At 58.1% G+C, this 23,044-nt stretch carries 23 protein-coding genes; 4 read left to right on the plus strand and 19 right to left on the minus strand.

The window, feature by feature from the left end; translation table 11 throughout:
* Positions 1-32: 32 nt before the first annotated feature.
* The 12 genes from B7E11_RS05780 to B7E11_RS05840 form a co-directional block, all read right to left on the minus strand.
* Positions 33-896 carry a transglutaminase family protein gene (locus tag B7E11_RS05780; RefSeq protein WP_080832652.1) on the minus strand — a complete coding sequence of 288 codons (864 nt, stop codon included), beginning with the start codon at positions 894-896 and terminating at the stop codon, positions 33-35.
* A complete protein-coding gene (locus tag B7E11_RS05785) occupies positions 893-1,843 on the minus strand; it encodes an alpha-E domain-containing protein (RefSeq protein ID WP_080832653.1) in 951 nt (316 codons plus the stop codon). The genes B7E11_RS05780 and B7E11_RS05785 overlap by 4 nt, the downstream gene beginning before the upstream one ends.
* Before the next feature lie 15 nt (positions 1,844-1,858).
* Positions 1,859-3,313, minus strand: coding sequence for a circularly permuted type 2 ATP-grasp protein (locus B7E11_RS05790; protein WP_080832654.1), 1,455 nt, complete (start codon positions 3,311-3,313; stop codon positions 1,859-1,861).
* A 334-nt stretch (positions 3,314-3,647) separates the two neighbouring features.
* Positions 3,648-4,133: a CcdC family protein gene (locus B7E11_RS05795; protein WP_080832655.1), complete on the minus strand. Its 486-nt coding sequence runs from the start codon at positions 4,131-4,133 to the stop codon at positions 3,648-3,650.
* Between the two features lie 574 nt (positions 4,134-4,707).
* Complete coding sequence (locus B7E11_RS05805; RefSeq protein WP_080832657.1) at positions 4,708-5,526, minus strand: HAD-IIA family hydrolase; 819 nt, start codon at positions 5,524-5,526, stop codon at positions 4,708-4,710.
* A gap of 10 nt (positions 5,527-5,536) precedes the next feature.
* Positions 5,537-6,526, minus strand: coding sequence for a metallophosphoesterase family protein (locus B7E11_RS05810; RefSeq protein WP_080832658.1), 990 nt, complete (start codon positions 6,524-6,526; stop codon positions 5,537-5,539).
* A gap of 25 nt (positions 6,527-6,551) precedes the next feature.
* Positions 6,552-6,809, minus strand: a complete 258-nt coding sequence (locus tag B7E11_RS05815; RefSeq protein WP_080832659.1) for a hypothetical protein — start codon at positions 6,807-6,809, stop codon at positions 6,552-6,554.
* 200 nt (positions 6,810-7,009) lie between these two features.
* The gene (gene cyoD / locus B7E11_RS05820) at positions 7,010-7,375 is read right to left on the minus strand and encodes a cytochrome o ubiquinol oxidase subunit IV (RefSeq protein ID WP_080832660.1); all 366 of its coding nucleotides are present in this window, start codon (positions 7,373-7,375) and stop codon (positions 7,010-7,012) included.
* 1 nt (position 7,376) lies between these two features.
* A complete protein-coding gene (cyoC, locus tag B7E11_RS05825; RefSeq protein WP_080832661.1) occupies positions 7,377-8,000 on the minus strand; it encodes a cytochrome o ubiquinol oxidase subunit III in 624 nt (207 codons plus the stop codon).
* Positions 8,000-9,973, minus strand: a complete 1,974-nt coding sequence (locus tag B7E11_RS05830; protein ID WP_080832662.1) for a cbb3-type cytochrome c oxidase subunit I — start codon at positions 9,971-9,973, stop codon at positions 8,000-8,002. The genes cyoC and B7E11_RS05830 overlap by 1 nt, the downstream gene beginning before the upstream one ends.
* A 24-nt stretch (positions 9,974-9,997) precedes the next feature.
* Positions 9,998-11,011 carry a ubiquinol oxidase subunit II gene (cyoA, locus tag B7E11_RS05835; RefSeq protein WP_080832663.1) on the minus strand — a complete coding sequence of 338 codons (1,014 nt, stop codon included), beginning with the start codon at positions 11,009-11,011 and terminating at the stop codon, positions 9,998-10,000.
* Positions 11,012-11,264: 253 nt separating this feature from the next.
* Complete coding sequence (locus B7E11_RS05840) at positions 11,265-11,510, minus strand: hypothetical protein (RefSeq protein WP_080832664.1); 246 nt, start codon at positions 11,508-11,510, stop codon at positions 11,265-11,267.
* A gap of 235 nt (positions 11,511-11,745) precedes the next feature.
* Here B7E11_RS05840 and B7E11_RS05845 point away from each other — a divergent pair, with 235 nt between their 5' ends.
* From B7E11_RS05845 to B7E11_RS05855, 3 genes are all read left to right on the plus strand, one after another.
* A complete protein-coding gene (locus tag B7E11_RS05845; RefSeq protein WP_176220624.1) occupies positions 11,746-12,717 on the plus strand; it encodes a DUF4097 family beta strand repeat-containing protein in 972 nt (323 codons plus the stop codon).
* 53 nt (positions 12,718-12,770) lie between these two features.
* Complete coding sequence (locus B7E11_RS05850; protein ID WP_080832666.1) at positions 12,771-13,526, plus strand: hypothetical protein; 756 nt, start codon at positions 12,771-12,773, stop codon at positions 13,524-13,526.
* 81 nt (positions 13,527-13,607) lie between these two features.
* Entirely contained in the window at positions 13,608-14,048 is a 441-nt protein-coding gene (locus tag B7E11_RS05855; protein WP_139787083.1) for a MarR family winged helix-turn-helix transcriptional regulator, read from the plus strand.
* A 129-nt stretch (positions 14,049-14,177) separates the two neighbouring features.
* Here the strand turns inward: B7E11_RS05855 and B7E11_RS05860 are convergent, their stop codons facing one another.
* The 6 genes from B7E11_RS05860 to B7E11_RS05885 form a co-directional block, all read right to left on the minus strand.
* A complete protein-coding gene (locus B7E11_RS05860; protein ID WP_080832668.1) occupies positions 14,178-15,815 on the minus strand; it encodes a b(o/a)3-type cytochrome-c oxidase subunit 1 in 1,638 nt (545 codons plus the stop codon).
* Between the two features lie 21 nt (positions 15,816-15,836).
* The gene (locus tag B7E11_RS05865) at positions 15,837-16,310 is read right to left on the minus strand and encodes a cytochrome c oxidase subunit II (RefSeq protein ID WP_080832669.1); all 474 of its coding nucleotides are present in this window, start codon (positions 16,308-16,310) and stop codon (positions 15,837-15,839) included.
* Between the two features lie 38 nt (positions 16,311-16,348).
* Positions 16,349-16,573 carry a hypothetical protein gene (locus B7E11_RS30115; RefSeq protein ID WP_080832670.1) on the minus strand — a complete coding sequence of 75 codons (225 nt, stop codon included), beginning with the start codon at positions 16,571-16,573 and terminating at the stop codon, positions 16,349-16,351.
* A gap of 24 nt (positions 16,574-16,597) precedes the next feature.
* Positions 16,598-17,008 (minus strand): cupredoxin domain-containing protein, encoded by a 411-nt coding sequence (locus tag B7E11_RS05875; RefSeq protein WP_080832671.1) that lies wholly within the window; start codon positions 17,006-17,008, stop codon positions 16,598-16,600.
* A gap of 194 nt (positions 17,009-17,202) precedes the next feature.
* On the minus strand, positions 17,203-17,961 hold the full coding sequence (locus B7E11_RS05880; RefSeq protein WP_080832672.1) for a cupin domain-containing protein: 759 nt from the start codon (positions 17,959-17,961) through the stop codon (positions 17,203-17,205).
* A 168-nt stretch (positions 17,962-18,129) separates the two neighbouring features.
* Positions 18,130-18,489 (minus strand): winged helix-turn-helix transcriptional regulator, encoded by a 360-nt coding sequence (locus B7E11_RS05885; RefSeq protein ID WP_080832673.1) that lies wholly within the window; start codon positions 18,487-18,489, stop codon positions 18,130-18,132.
* Between the two features lie 333 nt (positions 18,490-18,822).
* Between B7E11_RS05885 and B7E11_RS05890 the strand changes: the two genes are divergently transcribed.
* A complete protein-coding gene (locus B7E11_RS05890; RefSeq protein ID WP_080832674.1) occupies positions 18,823-20,700 on the plus strand; it encodes an LTA synthase family protein in 1,878 nt (625 codons plus the stop codon).
* Positions 20,701-21,449: 749 nt separating this feature from the next.
* Here B7E11_RS05890 and thrC read toward each other — a convergent pair.
* Positions 21,450-22,841, minus strand: a complete 1,392-nt coding sequence (gene thrC / locus B7E11_RS05895; RefSeq protein ID WP_080832675.1) for a threonine synthase — start codon at positions 22,839-22,841, stop codon at positions 21,450-21,452.
* Between the last annotated feature and the right edge of the window lie 203 nt (positions 22,842-23,044).

Raw genomic sequence — 23,044 nt, forward strand, 5'->3', positions numbered from 1 at the left:
CCAGACTGCCCGGCCGATGCCGCCTCGCAGGCTCAGCCCGTCGCCAGCCGGACGTCTACCTGGACCGTCAGCGTCTGGTCCGACGTTCCGCGGTACACGCCTTTGACCGGGACGATGTCGAGATAATCCCGCCCGTGCGCCAGCTTGACGTACCGCCAATCGATCAGGTTCCGGTTGGTCGGATCGAAGCCCTGCCAGCCGACGCCGGGCACGTAGGCTTCGATCCACGCATGCGAGGCCTGCTCGAAGTCCGCGTCCCTTCCCTGCAAATCGCCGACAAAATGGTACCCGCTTACGTACCGAGCGGGGATCCCTTTGAGGCGGCAAACCGAAAGCAGCAAATGCGCAAAATCCTGGCATACCCCGGAGCCGATCCCGATCATCTCGTCGGCGGTCGTATGAACCCCGGTGGACAGGGGCTTGTACTCAAAATCAGCATAAATGCGCTCCGATGCCTTCTGCACGTAGTCGAAAACGCCTTCCCCCTCCACGCCGATGCTGCCGGCGTACGCCGCCACCGTCGGATGAAAGCTGGCGAACACGGACGGAAGCAAATACTCCGCATTGTCGTTCGCGAACGCTTCGCTGCGGATTTTGGCCCAGGCCAGCTCCGGCGGCAGCTCCGATTCCCGCTTGATCGGCGAATCCCGGGTGACGACCGTCGACTGCGACGTGATCGCAAGCTCCTTATGGGCATCGCTGGCCGTAAAGGAGTATACCCGATTGCCGAAATAATCCTCGTAAGACATCATCGAGACGTTGGGCTCCACGATCAGCCGGTGCTGGTAGCACGCCTGCCGTTCGTCCGTCCGCGGGGCGAGCCGAAGCTCATTGACACTGTCCGCCACCGGGTCGGCGTAAGCATACCTGGTCGTATGACAAATTTCCAGCCTCAAACGATAACCTCCCGTCCCGGGGAAAAAAACGTCTTCGCCATCGACTCCCCCAGCAGCCGATTGCCGTCCTGCAATCGAAGCAGCACGTCGCTGAGCGATTGAAGCGAAATCTCTTTCGGTTCGAGCCAGCTGAGCTCCGAACGCGCCTTGCCCGCCATCCGGATCGTCCGTTCGAGCGCGGCGACGCCGCCTTCCGATTTGCGGCGGAATTCCTTTAAATGGCTTTCCAACGAACTCAGCGAAAAATAAACGGATCGCGGAAAACTCTCCTCCAGCAGCAGGAACGACGACACTTCTTCCAGCGTCACGCCCTCGATCGCCAGTCTCCGGTACGCTTCGTAGCCGCCGACCGACTTCAGCACCGCGAGCAGGTACGCGTACGAGGAAGCGCCCGAATCGGCCGCCGATTGATAGACGGATTGCAGCAGCCGGACGATATTTTCCGAGCGTTCGAGACTTCTTCCGCTCTCCATCATGCTCCAGCATTCGTCCCTCAGGACGATCGACACCGCCGTGCCCTGATACGACGCAAGCCCCTCCTTGATCCGCTCGAAAAAGCGGTGCGGCTCGGCCCCGATCTCCTCGACGCTGATCTGCCGAAGCCAAAGATAGAAGCTGTTCAGCATGTTCCACAGCTCCGAAGGCAGCCGTTCGCGGACTTTTCGCAAGTTGTCCCTCGCCTGGGCGATGCACGTGATGAGCGAGTTGGGCTGGGACGCATCGAGCGTCAAAAACTGGAGCACGTCGCGCTCGCGGTACTCGCCGTACATCTCTTCGTAGCTCCGGGGGTCCCCGATCGCGCCGACGATGCGCCGCCATACGATTTCTCCCGTACCGTTCGATTCCTCGCGCAGATGATAATAAACGTCGATCAGCCGCGCATGGTTCTCCGCCCTTTCCGTGTAGCGTCCGATCCAAAACAGCGATTCGGCAATCCGATCCAGCATGGCGTCACCCTCCTTTTATCTCGTCAATACCCAAGTATCCTTGCAGCCGCCGCCTTGCGAAGAGTTGACGACGAGCGACCCTTCCTTCATGGCGACGCGCGTAAGCCCTCCCGGAAGCACATGGACGTTGCGCCCGTTCATGAGCGCGAACACCCGCAGGTCGATATGGCGGGACACGAACTGACCGTCCAGGCACACCGGCGCCGTCGACAGCTTGATCGTCGGCTGCGCGATGTAATTATCCGGGTTCTCGCGGATTTTCTCGGCGAAGCGTTCCCGCTCCCATTCCGTCGACGAAGGTCCGATCAGCATGCCGTATCCGCCGGACAGGGACGTTTCCTTGACGACCATCTGATCCAGCCGGTCCAGCACGTATTCTCTTTCCTCGGGTTTGCTCATCAGGTAGGTGGGGACGTTCGAAAGAATGGGCGTTTCGTTCAGGTAGTAGCGAATCATCTCCGGAACGTAAGAGTAAATGGCTTTGTCGTCGGATACGCCGGTACCCGGCGCATTGGCGATCGCGATGTTGCCGAAGCGGTAGGCGTTCATCAATCCGGGGACGCCCAGCAAAGAATCCGGACGGAAAGCGAGCGGATCGAGGAAATCGTCGTCGATTCGGCGGTACAGCACATCCACCTTGCGCAGGCCGTTCAGGCCGCGGATGTAAATTTTGTGGTCCCGGCAGACGAGATCCCGGCCTTCGACCAGTTCGATCCCCATTTGCTGGGCGAGAAAAGCATGTTCGAAATAAGCCGAGTTAAAGCTTCCGGGCGTGAGCAGCGCGATAAGCGGATCGCTCTTGTCGGGAGCCAGATTGCGCAGCGCGGCGCGAAACGCATGCAGCGAATGGTCGATGCCGCGTACGGAGTAGGAAAAATACAATTCGGGGAAATCGTGCGTCATAATGGAACGGCTCTTGAATATATAGGAAAAACCGGACGGCGAGCGCAAATTGTCCTCTAGAACGAAATAGCGCCCCTGGTCGTCCCGAATGAGATCGATTCCGGAAGCGGTAATATACGTTCCTCCGGGCACCGACATCCGCATCATCTCGGGCCGGAAGTAGCGGTTGCCGATCACCATCCGCCGCGGAACGAGGCCGTCCTTGAAAATGTTCTGATCGTGGTAAACGTCATTCAAAAAGGCGTTCAGCGCCCGCACTCTTTGGCTGACGCCCCGTTCGATCGTCTCCCATTCCTCGCTCGGAATAATGCGCGGAATGAAATCGAACGGGATCGTCCTTTCCAGGGCATCCGGCTGTTCGGGCTGCATGAGGGTAAACGTAATGCCTTCCTCCATCAGCCGGCGGTTCATCGCGGATTGCCGCGCGGCGCGCTCGTCAAAGCTGAGACGGGAAATGACCGTCCGAACCTTCTCATAATGAGGGCGTACGTTGGCCCCTTCGAACATTTCGTCATAAAACCGGGAGGAGGTTGGCACTCTTGAAGATACGGCATTCCATAGTTCCATTCGGAGCGGCTCCTCCTCAAGCAGAACGTGGAGGAGAGAAGCCTTTCCTCCTTTCAGACGGATTCAGCAATCCGAGCCGTGCGCACGCTGAGGATTGTTATTGATTGTTATCATAGTCCGAACGAACCACAATGTCAATATTTATTACATAATTACAATAAAAAATCAGAAGACATGACTTATATGTAACTTTTTCAGTTATATTTAGGTTAGGTTTTAACAAAAAATGTTCTTCTTTCTCGCTTGTCGCGTCCCATGCTTGCCCGCCTTGGGCTCGCCGCTATCTTCGCTAAAAAAGCAAAAGCGTCTTCGACGTCCGCAGACGGAAGACGCTTTATGCCGGCTTGCCGATCTCTTTGGCGGCTGCCCTGAATTTTTTCGCCATTGCAAGCCGCCAAGGCAGCAGCATGCCGAACGCCAGCAGAAAAAACAACGCCCCGGTCTGGGGGACGGTCACGTACCGCTCCACCGCGTCGTGCAGCAAAATCCGCACCGCAAGCAGGCCGACAATAAGCGCGACGAACAGCTTCGACCGCTTCAGGTAAACGGACCCGTTCGACACTTCGAAGCTTGACGTGGCGATCAGCGGGTAAGCGAACAGCAGCGCTCCCGCTCCGAAAGCGGCAAGCCCCCAGCTCCAGGGAATCCGTGTTATCGGAAAAAGGAACATCAAAAAACCCGTCGCCATCCCGAGCGGGGGAGCGATAATTTTGCGAAGCGTGGCCGGCTTGCGGCCCGCTCTCAGCCGTATCGCGATGACCGCCGCCCCGCCGAGCAGGGAAGCCAGCAAGAACAGCCCTTGCAGCCGGGAATCGTCCATGCTCCGCGCCCCTTTCGTCCATTCGGCCGTTCCGTTCCTTCTATTGTAAGCCGCCTGTCCGCCCGGAGCAAATCAGATTCTTCCGCCCGCCTGCACCGCGGGTCCGCGTCGGCATAGGAGGACATGGAGGCGACCCGACGCACCGCTTCGCGGGAAATGCAGGATCGAGCGGGTCGGTCGGGATAGCGCGGGCGCCGGAAGCTGCGCGTGGTTGTGCGTGATCAAACAGGGTTCGGCGATGCTTGGTTGGATTTTGTCCAATTAAAATCAGTCTTTTTACGAAATACGTCATCTTCGTTGGATTTTGTCCAATCAGGCGGGGCCTTTTCCGCGTTTTCACCCAAATTCCATGTTCCTCATTGGATAAAATCCACTCTAGCCAACGGTTTCCCCGTTTTCCGCTCCCTTGATTGGACAAAATCCATCCTAGACCCCATCCGCTTGGACGCCCCCCTTCCGCCCCTTAATGTCCAGAAGCTCTTTCGCAGGGCGAAGAAGTTAAACCCTTCCGACAGGCCAAAAAAAGACCGGCGGTTCTCCCGCCAGCCTCGTTCAAATGCTCTCGCAAGTCCGCTCAAGCCATATAGCTCCCGCGCAGCAGCAGCTCGTACAGCTCGGACAGCGCGCCCACCGTCACCGTCGGGACGACGGCGCGCGCTTCCCCGTCCGGCGCAGGCAGGAACGAATGGCGCACCCATACCGTCTTCATCCCGCTTCGCTCCGCCCCGGCGATGTCGGTCGCCAGATTGTCGCCGACCATCACGCATTCGGACGGAACGACGCCGTATTTGCGCATCGCCAGTTCGTACAGCCAGGCATGCGGCTTGCCGACGCTCGCGATCGGACCGCCCGCGATCGACTCGACGGCGGCGAGCAGGGAACCGGTCTCGGGCACGAGCCGCCTGCCTTCGCCCGGATGCGAGTAATCCGGATTCGTGCCGATGACGCGCGCACCCCGGGCGATTTCGTTGACGATTTGCTCCAGCCGGCGGTAGTCGAACTCGGTGTCCCGGCCGATAACGATAACGTCGGCGGAATCGGGACGCGCCCAGTCCAGCACACGATGGCCGGCGGCGGCCAGCGCGCCGCTCAGGCTCGCGCTGCCCGCCGCCTTCACCGCCACCCGCCCGTAGACGTCCCTCAAATATTCCGCGACCGCCTCCGTGGCGCTGACGATCAGCTCGCCCTCGAGACGGTGCCCCATCTCCGCCAGCCTGTCGCGTATTTCCGTTGCATTCTCCCGCGAGTTGTTCGTAATGAAGCCGATCCGATAGCCCTGGTCCCGAAGCAGCTCCAGCAAGTCGTTGGCCCGTTCGGCGAGCTTCCGGCCGAAGTAGATGCAGCCGTCGAGATCAAAAAACAAGGCGCGGGTTCCGTCCATCCATCGATTCATCCCGAAGCTCCTACCGCGACTCGGCCGCCTTTTTCACGTATGCGTCCAGCGTGTCCGTGCCGCCCTCGCCCTCCAGCAGGATGACTTCGAAGCGAGGAACGCCGCCGCGCATTTTGACCGACAGGATATGGTGAATGTCGCCCTTGCCTTCGAAGCAGTGCAGCCCGCCCGTTTTGCCGATCTGAATATATTGACGCCCGCGCTTCTCGGTGACTTCCAAATAGTGCACATGGCCGGATACGACGGTGTACGGACGGTCCGCCAGCAGGCTTTCCAGCCGCTCGAAGATCGGGTCCGGCTTTTTCAAGGCCGGCTGGTGCAGGCAGACGAACGTCCAGTCGACGTCCGCGTTGTCCGCCAGCACCCGCTCGAAAAAGTCGATCTGCTCGCCGCTTAAGTGCGGGTCGATGAGCGTATCCTCGGTCATCTTCAATACATCCGCCGAAAAACCGTCGCCCGCCAAATCCCGGAACAGATCGACGAACAGCGCCTCCGGATTGCGGATCAGCGCCCGATTCGCCTGCTGCATCAGCTCCAGCATCGTTTCGGGCAGCGACAGCGGCGCCGTCTCCGTGTTCGCGACGAGGAAGAGCGTACGGCCGTAGCGGAACGCGTAGTAATCGACCCCTTTGCGCTCGCGCCACACCCGGATCATCGCTTCCGTTTTGTAGTCGTGGTTCCCGACCGTCTGGAACACCGGAACGCCCAGTCCCGCCAGCATCGGATCGATGCGGTCCCACTCCTCGCGAGCTTCCGCCTCGTCCGTCCAGTATCCCTCCACCAGGTCGCCGATCGAGACGACGAAGTCGGGATTCAGCTTTTTCGCGGCCTCCAGCCCTTTTTCGAACATCTTGTGCACGGCGCCGCCGGTCCGGTCGCTGATGAAGGCGAAATCGAAATCGCCGCCCCGCGGGACCGGCAGTTCCCCGAACCAGGGACCTTTTGCCGTTCCCTTGCCGAATTTGGCCTCATCGATGAATAGTTGGCGAATCGTTGTCATGTTCGCATTCTTCCCGTTGCCCGTATTATTGGATTAACGCATTCGCTTGCTTGGCCGCTTCCTTCATCGCGTCCTCGGGCGTCCTTCTGGCCCTGCAGCGCGGCCTGAATCTGGTCCGTAATGATCTTCTGCACATCTTCTGCACGCGGGTGCCCCCCTCGCCCGGGAAGTTGAACCAGGGCACCATCTCGTCGATCTGGTCGTAAGTCGCTTTGTAAACCGGGTTTTCCTCCAAAAACTTCTCCATGTCCGGATCGTCCAGCGCCGTCTGCCGCGATACCATGTAGCCGGTGGACTTGGAGATTTGAACCGAACGCTTCGGATCGACCAGGAATTTGATGAAGTCCCATGCCGCCTCCTGCCTCGCCGGATCCTGGGCGAATGTACGCGGAGCACCCTTTTTTGATTAAGCGAATGTAAAAGCGCCGCCTCCTTCCTTCCGCGGGCGGAAGCAAGGGGCGGCGCTTGTGGCGTCATAACGTATCAGTACGTCACCTGGTTGTTCAGCATGATCCAGATGGACCCGACGATGATGATCAGGACGATCATCAGGCCGAGCAGAAGCGTCATCAGGTTCCAGCGCGGACTCGCTTCTTCCTTCAAGTGCATGAAGAAAAAGAGCTGGACGACGAATTGCAAAATCGCGGTCGCGAACAGCACCACGTAAGCGGCAGTGCCTTCAACGATGTCGTTGAGAACGAGAACGATCGGAATGATCGTCAGAATGATCGACAGGACGAAGCCGATGACATAAGACTTGAGCGACCCGTGCGCTTCGTGCGATTCGCCGTGCGAGCCGTGTCCGCCATGGGAACCGTTCGATTGCGCGGAATGCGGATGTTGCGCCATCTTACATCACCTCCATCATGTATACGACGGTAAAGACGAAAATCCAGACGACGTCGAGGAAGTGCCAGTACAGGCCGATGACGTTCACCTTCCGGCGGGTAACGGGCGTAATGCCGTGTTTGCCGAGCTGGATCATGATCGCGATCATCCAGAAAAGGCCGATCGTGACGTGAATTCCGTGCGTGCTGACCAGCGTATAGAAGGCGGACCAGTAAGCGCTCGTGCCGATCGTGACGCCCTCGTGCACGAGGTGGACGAACTCGTTCAGCTCAAGGCCGATAAAGCAGGCGCCGAGAGCGGCCGTGACGGCGAGCCAGCCGATCAGCCCTTTGCGGTCGCCGCGGTTCATGCACAGCAAGGCCAGGCCGCTCGTGAAGCTGCTCGTCAGCAGGATGAACGTTTCGGCGATAATGCCGGGCATCTCGAACATTTCGGCGCCGGTCGGCCCGCCGGCCGTGCTGTTGCTCAGCACGGCGTAGGTGGCGAACAGCGTTCCGAACAAAATACAGTCGGTGATCAGGAAGATCCAGAAGCCCATCAGGCGAAGGGATTCGAGATCGTGATGACCGTCGTGCCCGTGATTTCCGGCGTGGGCTTGCGCCGCGTGATTTTTGTTGCTGGCCATCAGACAGTCCCCCTCGCCGCGGCTTCCGTTCGTTCGATTTCGTCGACCGGAATGTAGTAGTCGGTATCGTAATTAAAGGAGTGGGCGAACATGCAGGCGAAGACGCCGAGGAAGCCCGGTATCGCCATCCACAGCCAGTCGAACACGAGACCGAAGCCGGCCAGGAACCAGAAGCCCGACATGATGATCGGGATGCCCGAATTTTTCGGCATGTGAATCGGTTCGAGCGGCGCAAGCGGCTTCTCCGGTTCTCCTTTTGCCTTGCGCTGTTTTTTCTCCCACCAATCGTCCAAATGCTCGACGACCGGCGTGCGGGCGAAGTTGTACATCGGAGCCGGCGACGGAATCGACCATTCGAGCGTGCGCCCGTTCCACGGATCGCCCGTCGTGTCGCGCTCCATGAACTTGATGCTGTGCAAAATTTGCCACACCATGATCAGGAAGCCCGCTCCCATCAAGAAGCCGCCGATCGTGGAGACGAGGTTCAGCCCCCACCAGCCGCTGTCCCAGCTGTAGGTGCTGACGCGACGCGTCATGCCCATCAAGCCGACGACGTATTGCGGCATGAAACAGACGTAAAAGCCGATGTTCCAAAACCAGAACGACCATTTGCCGAGCTTTTCGTTCAGCTTGAAGCCGAACACCTTCGGCCACCAGTACACGAGGCCGGCAATGTAACCGAAAACGACGCCGCCGATCAGCGTTTGGTGGAAGTGCGCGATCAGGAAGTAGCTGTTGTGGAACTGGAAGTCGGCCGGCGCGACGGACAGCATGACGCCGGTCATCCCGCCGACGACGAAGCACGGAATGAAGCCGAGCACCGTCCACAGCATCGGGGTTTCGAACGATACTTTCCCCTTGAACATCGTAAATATCCAGTTGAATACTTTAACGCCTGTCGGGATGGCGATAATCATCGTCGACACCGCGAAGAAGGCGTTGACGTCGGCGCCCGACCCCATCGTGAAGAAGTGGTGCGCCCATGTAATAAAGGAAACGACGCTGATCGCCATGATCGCAAACACCATCGATTTATAGCCGAACAGCTTTTTCCTTGCGAATGTCGCGACGATTTCCGAAAAAATGCCGAAAGCGGGAAGAACGACGATATACACTTCCGGGTGTCCCCACATCCAGATCAGGTTGATGTACATCATCGGGTTGCCGCCGCCGTCCAGGGTGAAGAAGTGCGCCCCGAAGTAGCGGTCGATAAACGAAAGCGCGAGCGTTACCGTCAAAATCGGAAACGCCAGAATGATGGCGAGACAGCTGCCGAGAACCGACCAGGAAAACATCGGCATCTTCATCAGCTTCATGCCGGGGGCGCGCATTTTGAGAATCGTCACGATAAAGTTGATCCCCGTCGCCAAGCTGCCGATCCCCGATATTTGGATGCCCCAAATATAGAAATCCTGCCCGACGCCCGGGTTGAACATCGTGCCCGACAACGGCGGATAGGCAAGCCAGCCGGCGTTCGGCGAACCGCCGATGACAAACGAAATGTTGAACAGCATCGCGCCGGCGAAGAACAGCCAGAAGCTGAGCGAGTTCAGGAACGGGAACGCGACGTCCCTCGCCCCGATTTGCAGCGGCACGACCAGGTTGAACAAGCCGAACATGAGCGGCATCGCCATGAACAGAATCATGATGACGCCGTGCGTCGTAAAAATTTCATTGTAGTGTTCCGGAGACAGAAATTCCATTTCCGGCATGACCAATTGCGTCCGCATCAGCAGCGCGTCCATGCCGCCGCGGAACAGCATGAGCAGCGACGCGATGACGTACATGATGCCGATTCGCTTATGGTCGACCGTGGTCAGCCATTCGGTCCAAAGCCACTTCCATTTTTTGAAATACGTCAGCACGAAGACGATGGCGGACATCGTCAGGACGATCGCCACGTCGGCGCCGTAAATGAGCGGGTCCCCCGTCACGAAAAAGTCCGCGGCGAAGTCCTTAATGTTTTGCCACATGGGACACCCTCCTTTTCTTAAGCTTTAATGATGCGCATGTTGTTCGGAACCCGTTTCCGTTCCCGATCGGCCGGCAGGCAAAGCGGCGGCATGCCCCGCATGCTCGTCGCTCCCCTCCCCGGATTCGGCGGAATCGGATTCGGCCTCCGTTGCGGAGTGCCCGCTATGGCCGCCATGGCCGCCATGGCCGCCCGATCCGTATTTCACCACGATCCAGTCGAAGAGGCCTTCAGGGAACGAGGAGAACGACAGTTCTTCGGTTACGCCCGGCAGGGCCAGTTCATTGTAGCCCTCCTGCGTCAGCGCCTCGGAGCCGTCCTTCACTTCCTGCACCCATTGATCGAATTCTTCCTGCGAGGTCGCCTTCGCGATGAAATTCATCTCGCCGAAGTGCTCGCCGCTGAAGTTCGCGCCCGACCCGTAATATTCGCCGGGCTCGTCGGCGATCAGGTGCAGCTTCATCGCCATGCCCGACATCGTATAGATTTGTCCGCCAAGCTGCGGAATCCAGAAGGAGTTCATCGGCGCGTCGGACGTCAGCTCGAAGCGAACCGGCACGTCTTCCGGGAATTGAAGGTAATTGACCGTCGCGATCCCCTGCTCGGGATACAGGAAAAGCCATTTCCAGTCGAGCGAAGCCACCTGGATCGTGATCGGCTCGTGCTCGGATTCGAGCGGCTTGGACGGCTCGAGCTTGTAAGTATAATGTATCGTTACGCCGGCAAGCACGATGATGATCAAAACCGGGATGCCCCACATGAAGGCTTCGATTTTCGTGCTGTGGGACCACTCGGGATCGTAGTCGGCTTTTTGCTTGCGCTTGATCCGGTACTTCCAGGCGATCCAGAACGCCATGACGATGGTCGGCACGACGATGATCAGACAAAGTACCGTCGAAATCATGATCAGATCGAGCTGCTCCTTGCCGACGGTTCCTTTCGGGTTGAGCACACCCATTTTGTCGCCGCAGCCCGCTAACATAACGGCCATTGCAGCCAACGATATCGTAGCGGCGAGGCGTCGATACCCTCTCTTCATTTTGCAAACTCTCCTTCCCTCGCTGCCACTTTGAACCGTTGACGGCAAAGTTGGCCGTGTTGGTACGTAATTTGAACATCTCTGTTATACCAGAAAGTCTTGTGAAATAGCGCACAGTTAACAAATGCGTCATCGAACCGTCTTAATTTCGCAATATTTTGTTCACCGTTTTGCCCCATGTTGAAAACCGGACCCGAACGGACATGAAAAAAGCCTGCGCAGCCATCCCGCGCAGGCATTTCCGATCTTTCGTTTAAACCGGCTCCCGGTTCCGGTCCGGGCCGACTTTCTTCCTCTCGTCTTGCATCTTCTGCATCAACGGCGCCGCAACGCCGAAAATCCAAATTTGCAGCCCGCCGACCAGAAATCCGATTCCGATCATCAAGCCCAGATTTTTATCGTTGAACTCCGCAATGTGAATCGCCGAAAAAACGACGCCGAACGCGATGATCACCAGCGCGATCCATTTGAGCATTTTGGACATATCCCGGTTTTGCATGCCGCAGACCTCCTTTTTGCAAACGCTATCTGTGAACATTGTATCACAAAAATGTGACGAAGTCTTGGATTTGTGAATATTTTTTGAACGGACTGCGCCCATTTTTATCGGTTATCCCCTTCCCCGTTTCCCCTACTTAAGTCGGGGAGCCGGTTCCTCCCTCCGATGGTTCGAACCGATTGGCGGATTGTGTAAAATGAACAAAGCAAGTACATGGATCAGGAGGAACCGGCGTATGATGAAGAGAGGGTTGTACACCGCAATCGGTCTCGTGTTGATAGCGATCGGCTGCGTGGCGCTTTATAACATGTTGAATGAAAAACCCGAAGAGGATTTTCGCCATGAGTGGCGTTTCGAGGCTGGCGAGCTTCGCGATTTGGCCATCGAGGGCGATTCCCGCGGGCTCAACGTCAAATACGAGGCAAGCGGGGACGGAACGGAATCGGTAAGCATCGAGGGCAGGGCCGACGGGGATGTCGTCGATCGAATCAAGCAAGCGAAGCTGCGGGACGGCCGGCTCGCCATCGACACGGATCCGGAATCTTTCCGGATCGGGATCTTCGACTGGGGCGATTGGAATAGCATAAACGACCGCTTCACAATCACGGTCAAGCTGGCCGATCCGGACGCCTTGGAGAAGCTTGAGGTGGAGAGCGATTCGGGAGGCGTGCAAATCGAAGGACTGTCCGCATCTTCGGCAAGCGTTTCGACGGAGTCCGGAAGCATCCGGATGTACGATTTCAAAGGCGAACGGCTGGAGGTCGAAGCGGACTCCGGCAGCATTCGGGGGGAACGGATCGAAGCCGACCTCGCGGTGGCCGCCCAATCCGGGAGCGTCAAACTGCAGGACGTCAAAGGAGAACGCCTGACGGCCAAATCGGACTCCGGAAGCATTCAGGCGGAGCGGATCGAGGCCGAGCTCGAGGTTTCCTCCGACTCCGGCAGCATTCAAATTCAGGGGCTGACGGGCAAAAGCGCCATCTCGTCCGATTCGGGGAGCGTCCGCCTGGATAAGCTCGACGACTCCGACGCCGATATCAAGACGGAATCCGGAAGCGTCAAAATCGACCTCCCCGCGTCGTTCGCCGGCTTTTACGACCTGCAAAGCGATTCCGGATCGATTCGGGCTCCGGAGTCGAAACGGGAGACGAACGGCTATATAAAGGTAAGGACGGATAGCGGAAGCATTCGCGTCGACGAAAAATAAGTTCCGGGCACGACGGGCCGGATACGATTGAATTTGTTCCGGAGGGATCGAGTATGAGTACGGTTTGGACTTTAGCGGAAAATGGCTGGCTTGCGTTGACGGCGTTGTTCGGATGGCTTGCGGCCGCGGGCGCCGCAGGACTTCGTCATGGCGGAAGCGCCGAGCGCGTGCGGCGAAAAGCCCGCAAGCCGCTCGTCCGAAGCGCCTGGCTGCTGTTCTCTATCGCCGGAGCCGTCAGTGCGGCGCTGCTCAACTGGAAGGCCGCCGGCTGGCCGGCGGCGCAGGATGCCCTCACGCTGCGGCTGCCGCTCGTGCTGCTCCCCGCCCTGCTGGCCGCATCCGTTTCGTTTCCGCGCATCGCCCGCACCCGATGGCCCTCGGCCGCCGCAGCCAAGCGCGAGACGGGCGGCGCCGAATGGCGGGCCGTTCATCTCGCCCATCCGCTCGTGGTCGTCCCTTACCAGGCGACCGCTCTCGGAGCGTTGGCGGCGTTGTGCCATTCGGTGCTCGCGCCGCTGACGCCCGGGCCGCTGCTAGCGCTCGCGCCCGTCGCCGGAGCGGTTTTTCTCGTCGCCGCGCTTTATTTGCTCCAACTAAAAAAGTGCAACCGGCACCGGCATCCCGAAGTTCGCCATTCCGTGCTCCCGCCCCTGCTGAGACGCGCGCTGGGCGTCCTGACCGTAGCCGGCGCCGCCGTCGGCATGTGCATCCTGTACGGAACGCATATCAACCACTCGCCCGTCGAGCTCGCCCTGACCGCCGAAAACGGGCGCGCCCCGGCAATCGGGGCGGCGGACGGCCCCCGCTGACGTCTATTCTTTCCGCCCTTACTGGCGAATATCGACAAAGTATGAGAGAATAAGCGTATATTGTTTTTTGGGGGCTGAAACGTGACGAGGCATGAAGAAGTGGTCGAACTGTTTTCCATGGTACGGCGGCACTCCCGGATGTGGAGACAGGAATGGTCTAAAGACAATCCGCAGGATCTATCTTTAAGCCATGCGCAAACTTTGGACATTCTCGTTACGGAGGGACCTAAGCCCAGCACCTATTTGTCCCTATCCCTGGGCGTCACTTCCGGCGGCATGACGGTCATCTCCGACAAGCTCGTCAAGATGGGGCTGGTCAGGCGCCTGAACGACGAGAAGGATCGCCGGGTGGTCATGCTGGAAATTACCGATGCCGGGAAAGCCGCGCACAAGGAACTGCAGGAGAAGCGGCTGTCCTTAATGGAGAAAATGTTCGCCCCCCTCGACGAATCGGAGCTTCATCAGATGGTGGATATTTACCGCAAATTGATGAACGCATACGACGACGCGTTCAATAAATAAGTCGTGCGCGCGAGGCCGGAACGGCCGGGCAGCCAAAGCATTTGCCGTCTAATTCCTGTCTTAAGACTGAAGGGGCTGTCCCTCAGGCCGATTTCGGCCTTTTGGGACAGCCCCTTGTTTCGTATCGTTTTACCACATGACGTAACCGGGCGAACCCGTTCCTCCCGTCATCATGCCGATCAGCGGAACGGTGTAAGCGATCAGAATGAGCACGGCCGAAACCGCGATCCACAGCCCCCACCGCTCGAACAGTCTGGGCGTCCGCTCCGCCTCGTCGTAAACCTCACCGACCGGATATTCCGTTTCTCCTTTCGGGGATTGCAGCAACCCGACGACGACCCGGATCAGCACGAGCAGGCTGATGAACAGAATGATGCCGCCGACCGCCATCGCGGTATGATACGGCATCCACAGCACCGCTTCGGGGCTGTCGTTGTACGTCGTGTAGTCCGTGCGGCGCGGATCGCCGAGCAGGCCCGAGCCGTGCATCGAGCCGGACATGAACAGCATGCCGAGGCACCAAAGCACCGTCTGCACGATGCCCAGCTTGTTCATTCCCGCCGTCAGCGTGCGACCGGTCACGGCCGGGATCAGCCAGTAGCCGATGCCGAAAAACGTAAGCGCGACGCTCGTCGCCACCGTCAAATGGAAGTGCCCGGTGACCCACAGCGTATTGTGAACGACGGCGTTCATCTGGTGACTGGCGTTGATGAGACCGCCGGCCCCGGCCGGGATGAACACGAGCATGCCCATAAACGGCGCGAAAAATCGGACGTCTTTCCAGGGGAGCTTGCGCACCCAGCCGAACAGTCCCGTCGAGCCCTTGGCCCGGCCGCTGAGCTCGAAGGTGGCGAACAGCGAAAACGCCGTAATGAGCGTCGGCACGACGACCATGAAGGTCAGCACGACCTGCAGGAACTTCCAGAAGGGCGAAATGCCGGGCTCCATCAGCTGATGGTGGAAGCCGACCGGGATCGAGAACAGCAGCAGCAAAATGAACGACAGCCGCGCGAGCGCGTCGCTGTAGATTTTTCCGCCGATGATTTTCGGGATGATGACATACCAGCACATATACGCCGGCATAAGCCAGAAATAGACGAGCGGATGCCCGAAATACCAGAACAGCGTCCGGCTTAGCAAGACGTTGATCGTTTCCGTCCAGCCGAACGACCACGGAATGAACTGCAGCAGCACCGTCGCCGCTACGCCGAGCGTCGCGATCTGCCACATGAGCATCGTCACGACCGCCATAAAGGCCAGCAGCGGGGACAGCTTGCCCCGGTTCACCTTCCGCCACCCTCGGTATTGCGCGAACACGCCGTAGCCGCTGATCCAGCTGCCGACGACGAGCAGCACGAGCGCGATGTAGAAGAACGGAGAGGCTTTGAGCGGCGCATAGAAGGTATACAGCACCGTCGCCTTGTTCAGCAAAATCATGACCGTGCCGAGCAGCGTCCCCGCCCCCATCAGGAAGAAGCCGATCCAGCCCATCCTGCGGGCAGCGTCGCCAAGCTTGCCGCCGAGCGTGCGGCTGACCGCCGAATACAAAAATCCGATGATGAAAAACGTGGTGAACACGAGCGCCATCAGCACGCCGTGGGCCGTCAGCAGCTGATAGTAGCCGATGCCGGCCGGCAGCGTAATGGAGCCGCTTTTGACCATGCTTTGAAGCATGCCGCAAACGCCTCCAAGCAGCAGCGCTCCGTAAGCGAACAGCAGGTGGGCAAGCACGAGCTTGCCGTCCTTGCGGTCGAATGTCGAATTCATGGCTATCGTCCTTTCGGCCTGTTAGGTCACGACCAGCTTCGTGAACATCGCCTGATGTCCGGTCCCGCAATATTCGTTGCACAAAATGAGATACTCTCCCGGCTTGTCGAACGTGTACGACAAATGGCCGACCTCGCCGGGGATCGCCATCATGTTGACGATGGTGCCGGGGATTTGGAAGCCGTGCACGACGTCCGCGCTCGTAACGGTAAAGTTCACCGTCGACCCGGCCGGAACCTCGAGCGTGTCCGGGCTGTAGCCGAACGCGTAGGCGATCAGGACCGCGTCGTACTCTTTGTCTCCGATTTGCGTCAGGCCCGGCTTGTCGAACGGCGCGGTCTCGTCGAGCTTCGTCGGATCGACCGAATGCGAATGCTCGCCGATCGGCGTTCCCAGCCCCATCGAAAAGGCGGATACGCCCAGAATCAGCAAAAACAGCGCCAGCATCGACATGCCGAAAGCCAGCCATATTTTTTCCAGACGGTGAATATGCATGATGCGCTCCTCCCGCTTCGCGCGATTATCGGTTCGGATTAACTTCTATGAAGATACAGAACGAACACCGCCGCCCATGCCGCCGCCAGAAAAGCGCCCAGCAGCATGACGGAGACGAACGCCCCTTTCAAAGAAGCCGGTTCCGGAGGCTGAATCCCGGGTGTCGGCCCCTCCGGAGCCGCATCGCCCCGGTGCGTCGGAGCTCCCGATCCCGGTTCCTGCCGGTTCGGAATCGCGCCCTTGCCGGTCGCGGGTTGTGCCATGTCCAACGCCTCCTTTCCGTTCGTTTATTCGACAATCAGCTTGCCGACCATGTCCGCGTGCCCCGTTCCGCACATCAGATCGCAGTAAAATTCGAATTCGCCCGCCTGATCGGCCGTAAACGAGATCGTCTTGCCCGCCTTCACCGTCTGCTCGTAGCCGTCGATTTTGAGCGTGTGGTTGCCCTGCTCGTTTTCCAGCGTCAATTCGATCGTCTGCCCTTTCGCCGCCCGGATCTCGGGCTGATCGAACTTGAAGTTGCTCGCTTTGATCGTCACGGCTTTGACGTCCGAAGCGGCGGCCGACGAAGCCGACGGCGCCGAATCGTCCGCGGGCGCATTCGCCTTCCGGTCTTCCCCTCCCCCGCATCCGGCGAGCAGCAGCGCCGCCGCCATCGTCCATACAGCCGCAGTCAAACCCCATTTTCTTGCCGCCATTGAAATCCCTCCACCTTGATCGGTCCAAATTGGTGATCCGCGTTCATCATAACGATTGCCGGCTTCCTGTCACTGTGAAAAAAATCACATGAACAAACGGCGGGAGTGAACATTGTGTGAAAAACAAAAAACCGCCGCCGCGGAGCGCGGGACGGGTCAGACGGGTTTGACGGCGTTGCGGTTCGATTCGGCGTTCAGCCGCCGTAGCCCGGCGGCGTCGGATAGTAGTAGCCCGGATAAGCGCGGGGCACGTCGTACGGAGAGTAAGCGGGCTGCGCTTGCAGCCACGCGTTCGGATAAGCGTAACCGACGGGAAAACCGGACGCGAACGGCTGGCCTTGGAACGGTTCGGACAGCGCCTGGGGCTGCGGTTGAGCCGGTTGTCCTTGAACCGGCGGCTTCTCTGCCCCATCGCGTCTTTGGCAATCGGCCGGCGGCCCGATGACGACCGTTTGCTTGATCGGGGCGATCGCCTCTTGATACTCGGCCTCGTTCAGGCAATACGTGTGGGCCATCACGCTCGCGGGCGTCAGACGCAGCATATCCGACGCGAAAATCGCATCGGGCACCGGAGCGTCGAAAATGGCCAGCAAGTGCGTATTGTCCTCGGTCGCCATTTCGTAATGCCACCAGCCTTGCGGGACGTTGGCCACTTCGCCGGGTTTGATCGCGAAGTTCAGCAGCTTTTTCGTGAACGGGTTGATCAGGGAGACGATGGCGCCTCCCGCAATGCAGTAGACCAGTTCGGAAGCGTTCTGGTGAATGTGGGGCTCGACCACGTTGCTTTTGCTCAGGAAAATGTCGAGCAGCGACACGTTGCCGAGCGTGTTCAGCTGGTTGATCGAGAGCGAGTTGATATAATTTTGCTCGTCCTTTTTGAACAGAGGGTTTTCGTCGAGATCGTAAGTAAATTGCACGGACGGAGCGGTGAAGTCCATGTACGATACCGCCACTTGCGAGCCACCTTTCGGATAGGATAGGCGCGAACCTATCGATATCGTATGTGGCTGCCCGCCGGAAGGTTCGCTTATCGCCGATTCGCGTCGCCGCCGCTATCGCTCGCCGCGTCCTGCCTCTCGTCTCCTTGAGCCTCAGGCCCGGGGGCGCAAGGGCTTGTCCGCTTACGCCTGCGGAGAGCCCGTTTGCTTTTGATATTTTTCCCCCCAGGACTTCATCTGCATGACGAGAGGAACGAGGGAACGGCCCAGCTCCGACAGCCTGTAGCCTACGCGCGGCGGGATTTCCTGATAAACGATGCGGTCGATGATGCCGTTTTTTTCGAGATCGCGCAGCTGCAGGGTCAGCATCCGCTGCGTAATGCCGGGCATCTGCCTGCGCAGCTGGTTGAAGCGGATTTCGCCTTCGATCAAATGATAAAGGATGATGCCCTTCCATTTGCCGCCGATAATTTGCACCGTCGTTTCAACGGCTATTTCAGGCCACTTGCGGGCCGTTTCTTCTTTTTCCATCAGCTTGCCCATAGGATCCTCCCGCTTTCGGTATATAGAATGGTTCTACAATCCTTTTTAACACTTTCCGCTGAACAAATTCTGAAAAAACGGCTGGAAGCCGATCGAAAATCCCGAGAAATTACGATTTTTAACAAATCTTAATCCTAAAAGCGCCAATGTTTCCGCAACACTCCTTTGACATTGACTGCCGGTAGCCGCATAATGTTAATGCATGATTACGGTATTGTAAAATTGTTGAATATTTATAGAAGAGCAGGCGATTCGAGTTTTCGGCCTGTATTTAGGGTTGGGAACGCAAGTTCGCACAGCTCTCGTCCGTTTTAGGAGAAAGGAAGGGTTATCATGTCGTTGCTTCCGCCCCATCGATTGCTGCGGAACAAGCCTTTTGTCTTTTTTACCCTTATTTTATTATTAAAAAGCTGCGTGGCCTGGTTCGTCATCTTCGACAACGGGCCCTCGTGGCGGACGGTGTTGACGGAAATTCCGTTTTTCTGGATTTTGTTTTGCCTGATCGAATGGTTTTCCCGCAAACATAAGCTTGTGTGGTATTTGGTCGTCAATTTGTTCGTCACGATTATTCTATTTTCCGTGTTTATGTATTACAAGTATTACGGCGTTATCGCGACCTACCACGCCCTGGAGCAGGTCAACCAGGTGACGGCGGTCAGCAACAGCGTGTTCTCGTTGATGGACCCTTATTACGTGCTCATTTTTATCGACGTCGTCATTATCGGCATCATGCTGTTCTCGAGCAAAAAGGTGCAAAACTGGAAGCAGATGAGCGCGCGGCGGGAAAGCCGCAAAGTCATTACCGCGTTGTTCGTTTTGTCCGTATTTTTGTGCCTGTTCAACATCTTGCCGAACCGCGCGAGCATGAACGAGCGGACGAAAGCGCAGGAAATGGGCATTCTCAACTACGAGCTCTATTCGATTCTCGATCAGTCCGAAGAAGAAGTCGTGGACAAAAACGAGATCACCCAGGAAGCCATCAATGCCTTGAAAGGCGTTCAGCCGAGCCAGACTCCGGCGTTCGCGCAAGCGGCCGAGGGCAAAAACCTGATCATCATCCAGATGGAATCGTTCCAGAATTTCCTGATCGGCATGAAGCTTGACGGGCAGGAGATCACGCCGAATCTGAATCAGCTCGCGAAAGGAAATTTCTATTTCCCGAACTTTTATCAGATGGTGGGCCAAGGGAATACGTCCGACGCCGAATACGTCGTCAACACGTCCTTGTACATTCCGCCTCACGGCGCGGCGACGATGAATTACGTGGAAAAGGCGCTGCCGAGCTTGCCGAAGCTGCTGAGCTCGCACGGGTACGATACCGCTACGTTCCACACGAACGTCGTGGAGTTCTGGAACCGCGGAGAGCTGTACAAATCGGTAGGCTTCGACCGGTACTACGACAAGGAATTTTTCGGGACGGAGGACGAAATCTTTTTCGGGCCTTCGGACGACGTGCTGTATGAAAAAACGGCCGCGGAGCTTGCGAAGATGGATGCGGCGGAAAAGCCGTTTTACGCCCATGTCATTTCGATGACCGCGCATCATCCGTTTACGATTCCGGAAGACAAGTATAGAATGGAGCTGCCGGAGCGCTTCGAAGGCACGTTCGTCGGCGACTACATCCGTTCGCAAAACTATGCCGACTACGCCTTGGGCGAGTTCATCGCGGAGCTGAAGGCGAACGGCGTATGGGACAACAGCCTGATCCTGCTGTACGGCGATCACCTCGGCCTGCCGATCTATTCGCTGGACAACGACGAGAAGGCGCTGATGGAGGAAATTTTCGGCCGTCCGTACGGATACACCGACATGATCAACATTCCGCTTATTGTCGCCTCGACCGGCATGACTTATCCGGCGGAATTCACGCAAACCGGCGGCCAGGTCGACGTGCTGCCGACCGTCGCCAACCTGCTCGGCGTACCGCTTGACGGCCAGATCCATTTCGGCCAGGATCTGTTCAACTCGACGCAGAACTTGCTGCCGGAACGCTACTACCTGCCTTCGGGCTCGGTCATTGACGGCAGCACCCTGTTTATCCCGGGAAGCGGCTACGAGGATGGCGTTCAGTATTCGCTGGAAGACGATTCGGTCGCCTCGAGCGGCATCACCGAAGATCAATACGAGCGCGCGCTCCAGCTGCTGCGCCTGTCGGACAGCTACGTGAAACAGCTTCCCGACAAGGATCCGCAAGCTTCGGACGAGGAATAGGAGAAAGATTTTCTCGTTTAGCATCGGGCCTTGTTGGCCCCTTGCCTCCCCCCTTGCGTTAATCCACCCCTGCCCCCCACCTCCGTTCCGCCTGGCGGTGCGGGGGTATTTTTTTGCGATGCCGACCGCTCGATGGCCCATGTAGTGCACCGGGTGCACTTCTTTACGCTCGTTCGGCCGCTTCATGTTCGATGTAGTGCACCGGGTGCACTTCTTTACGCTCGTTCGGCCGCTTTATGCCCGATGTAGTGCACCGGGTGCACTTCTTTACGCTCGTTCGGCCGCTTTATGCCCGATGTAGTGCACCGGGTGCACTTCTTTGCGCCCGGTCGGCCGCTTTATGCCCGATGTAGTGCACCGGGTGCACTTCTTTGCGCTCGTTCGGCCGCTTTATGCCCGATGTAGTGCACTGGGTGCACTTCTTTGCGCTCGTTCGGCCGCTTTATGCCCTATGTAGTGCACCGGGTGCACTTCTTTGCGCCCGGTCGGTCGCTTCATGCCCGATGAAGTGTACTGGGTACACCTCTTTACGTCCGTTTGACCGCTCGGTGCCTCATGTAGTCCGTCTAATCCCCTTCTCGGCACGCAAACACGCCCGTTCCCCCTCATGTAGTCCGCCCAGTCCCCTTCCAACGATCTCTCCGAACAACCGTTCGCTTCGCCCGTCTCCGGATAAAGAAGACCGCCCCGCCAGACGAGTGGCGAAGCGGTCCGATATGGATGGCCGATTTCGTATGCGACGCGCATGCTCAACCGTTATAAAAAGCCTCCAGCTCGCGCGCCACTTCCTCCAGGGAAGCGTCCACGACCTTCTGGCGCTGCGGCTTGTCGAACAGGCGCGCGATTTCATCCGGGAACGTCTGCTCGATCCCGCACAGCCGGATCGCCTCGTCGAACTTCGCCGGATGCGCGGTGGCGAGCGAGACGCAGATGACGTCGTCGTCGCTGCAATTTTCCGCTGCCGCTACGCCGCAGGCGGAGTGAGGGTCGAGCAGATAGCCTTGCGCGTCGTGCTTTTTGATCGTTTCCAGGCACTCGGGCCCGTCAACGCCGTAAGCGTCGAACTCGATTTGCGCGATGGCGAGAAGATCGCGCGCAATGGCGATTTTTCCGTCGCGCTTGTACCCTTCCATCAGCTCGGCAACCTTGTCCGGATTTTCGCCTACGAGGTAGTACAGGTAGCGCTCGAAATTGCTGGCCACCTGGATATCCATCGAAGGGCTGTACGTGCTCTTGAATTCGCCCGGCGTATAGATGCCTTCGCGAATGAACCGCTCCAGAATATTGTTCTCGTTCGTCGCGATGATCAGCTTATGAACCGGCAGCCCCATCCGTTTGGCAAGGTAACCCGCGAAGATGTCGCCGAAGTTCCCCGTGGGAACGCTGAACTCGACCGCGGCCGCGCCCGTTTGCTTCCGGACTTGAAAGTAAGCGTAAAAATAGTAGACCGTTTGCGCCAAAATCCGGACGAAATTGATCGAGTTGATCGCGGCCAGCCGGTTTTTCTGTTTAAATTCGAGGTCGGCGAACAAATCCTTGATCATGCCCTGGCAGTCGTCGAAATTGCCGTGAACCGACAAGTTGAGCACATTTTCGTCCTGGACGGTCGTCATCTGCAGTTCCTGCACTTTGCTCACTTTCCGGTGAGGGTGCAAAATGCAAATTTTGATGCCTTCCTTGCCCCGCACGCCCTCGATCGCGGAAGCCCCGGTGTCGCCCGAAGTCGCCCCGAGGATGTGGATTTTCAAATTCCGCTTGGCGGCAACGTACGAATAAAATTGGCCCATGAACTGAAGCGCGATATCTTTGAACGCGAACGTGGGTCCGTGGAACAGCTCCAGCAGGTACAGACGATCGTTCAGCTTGCGGACCGGGGTTACCTCGGGATGGCGGAACGATGCGTAGCTGGCCTGCACCATCGCCTCGAGGTCCTCCTGCGGCACTTCATCGTTCGTATAATAGGAGAAAATCTCCAGTACAAGCTCCTGGTAGCTCAGCGACTCCCATTCCTTCAGCTTGGCGGCGGAAACGACGGGAATTTCCTCCGGAACGAGCAGGCCGCCGTCGTTCCCGAGTCCCATCAGAAACGCGTCGATGAACCCGATTTTCCCGACGTTGCCGCGGGTACTGACATATTGCATGAATGGCTCCTCCTTAGTGTGCAGCAAATAAAAACGTCTACCGCGTCCTTGAACGCGATGAAGCTTCGATATGTGAACGAAGCCGTCCGCCCGGGATCGGCTTCCTCGTAGGACTCCGGTCGCGAATACACTTTATTATCGCTTAACGTCCAGTCCGAATCAATGCGTTTAGGCGTATTTTCCGCTTCAATCGACAAAAAAAC

The sequence above is a fragment of the Cohnella massiliensis genome (genome assembly GCF_900169535.1).
GTDB lineage: Bacteria > Bacillota > Bacilli > Paenibacillales > Paenibacillaceae > Cohnella > Cohnella algarum.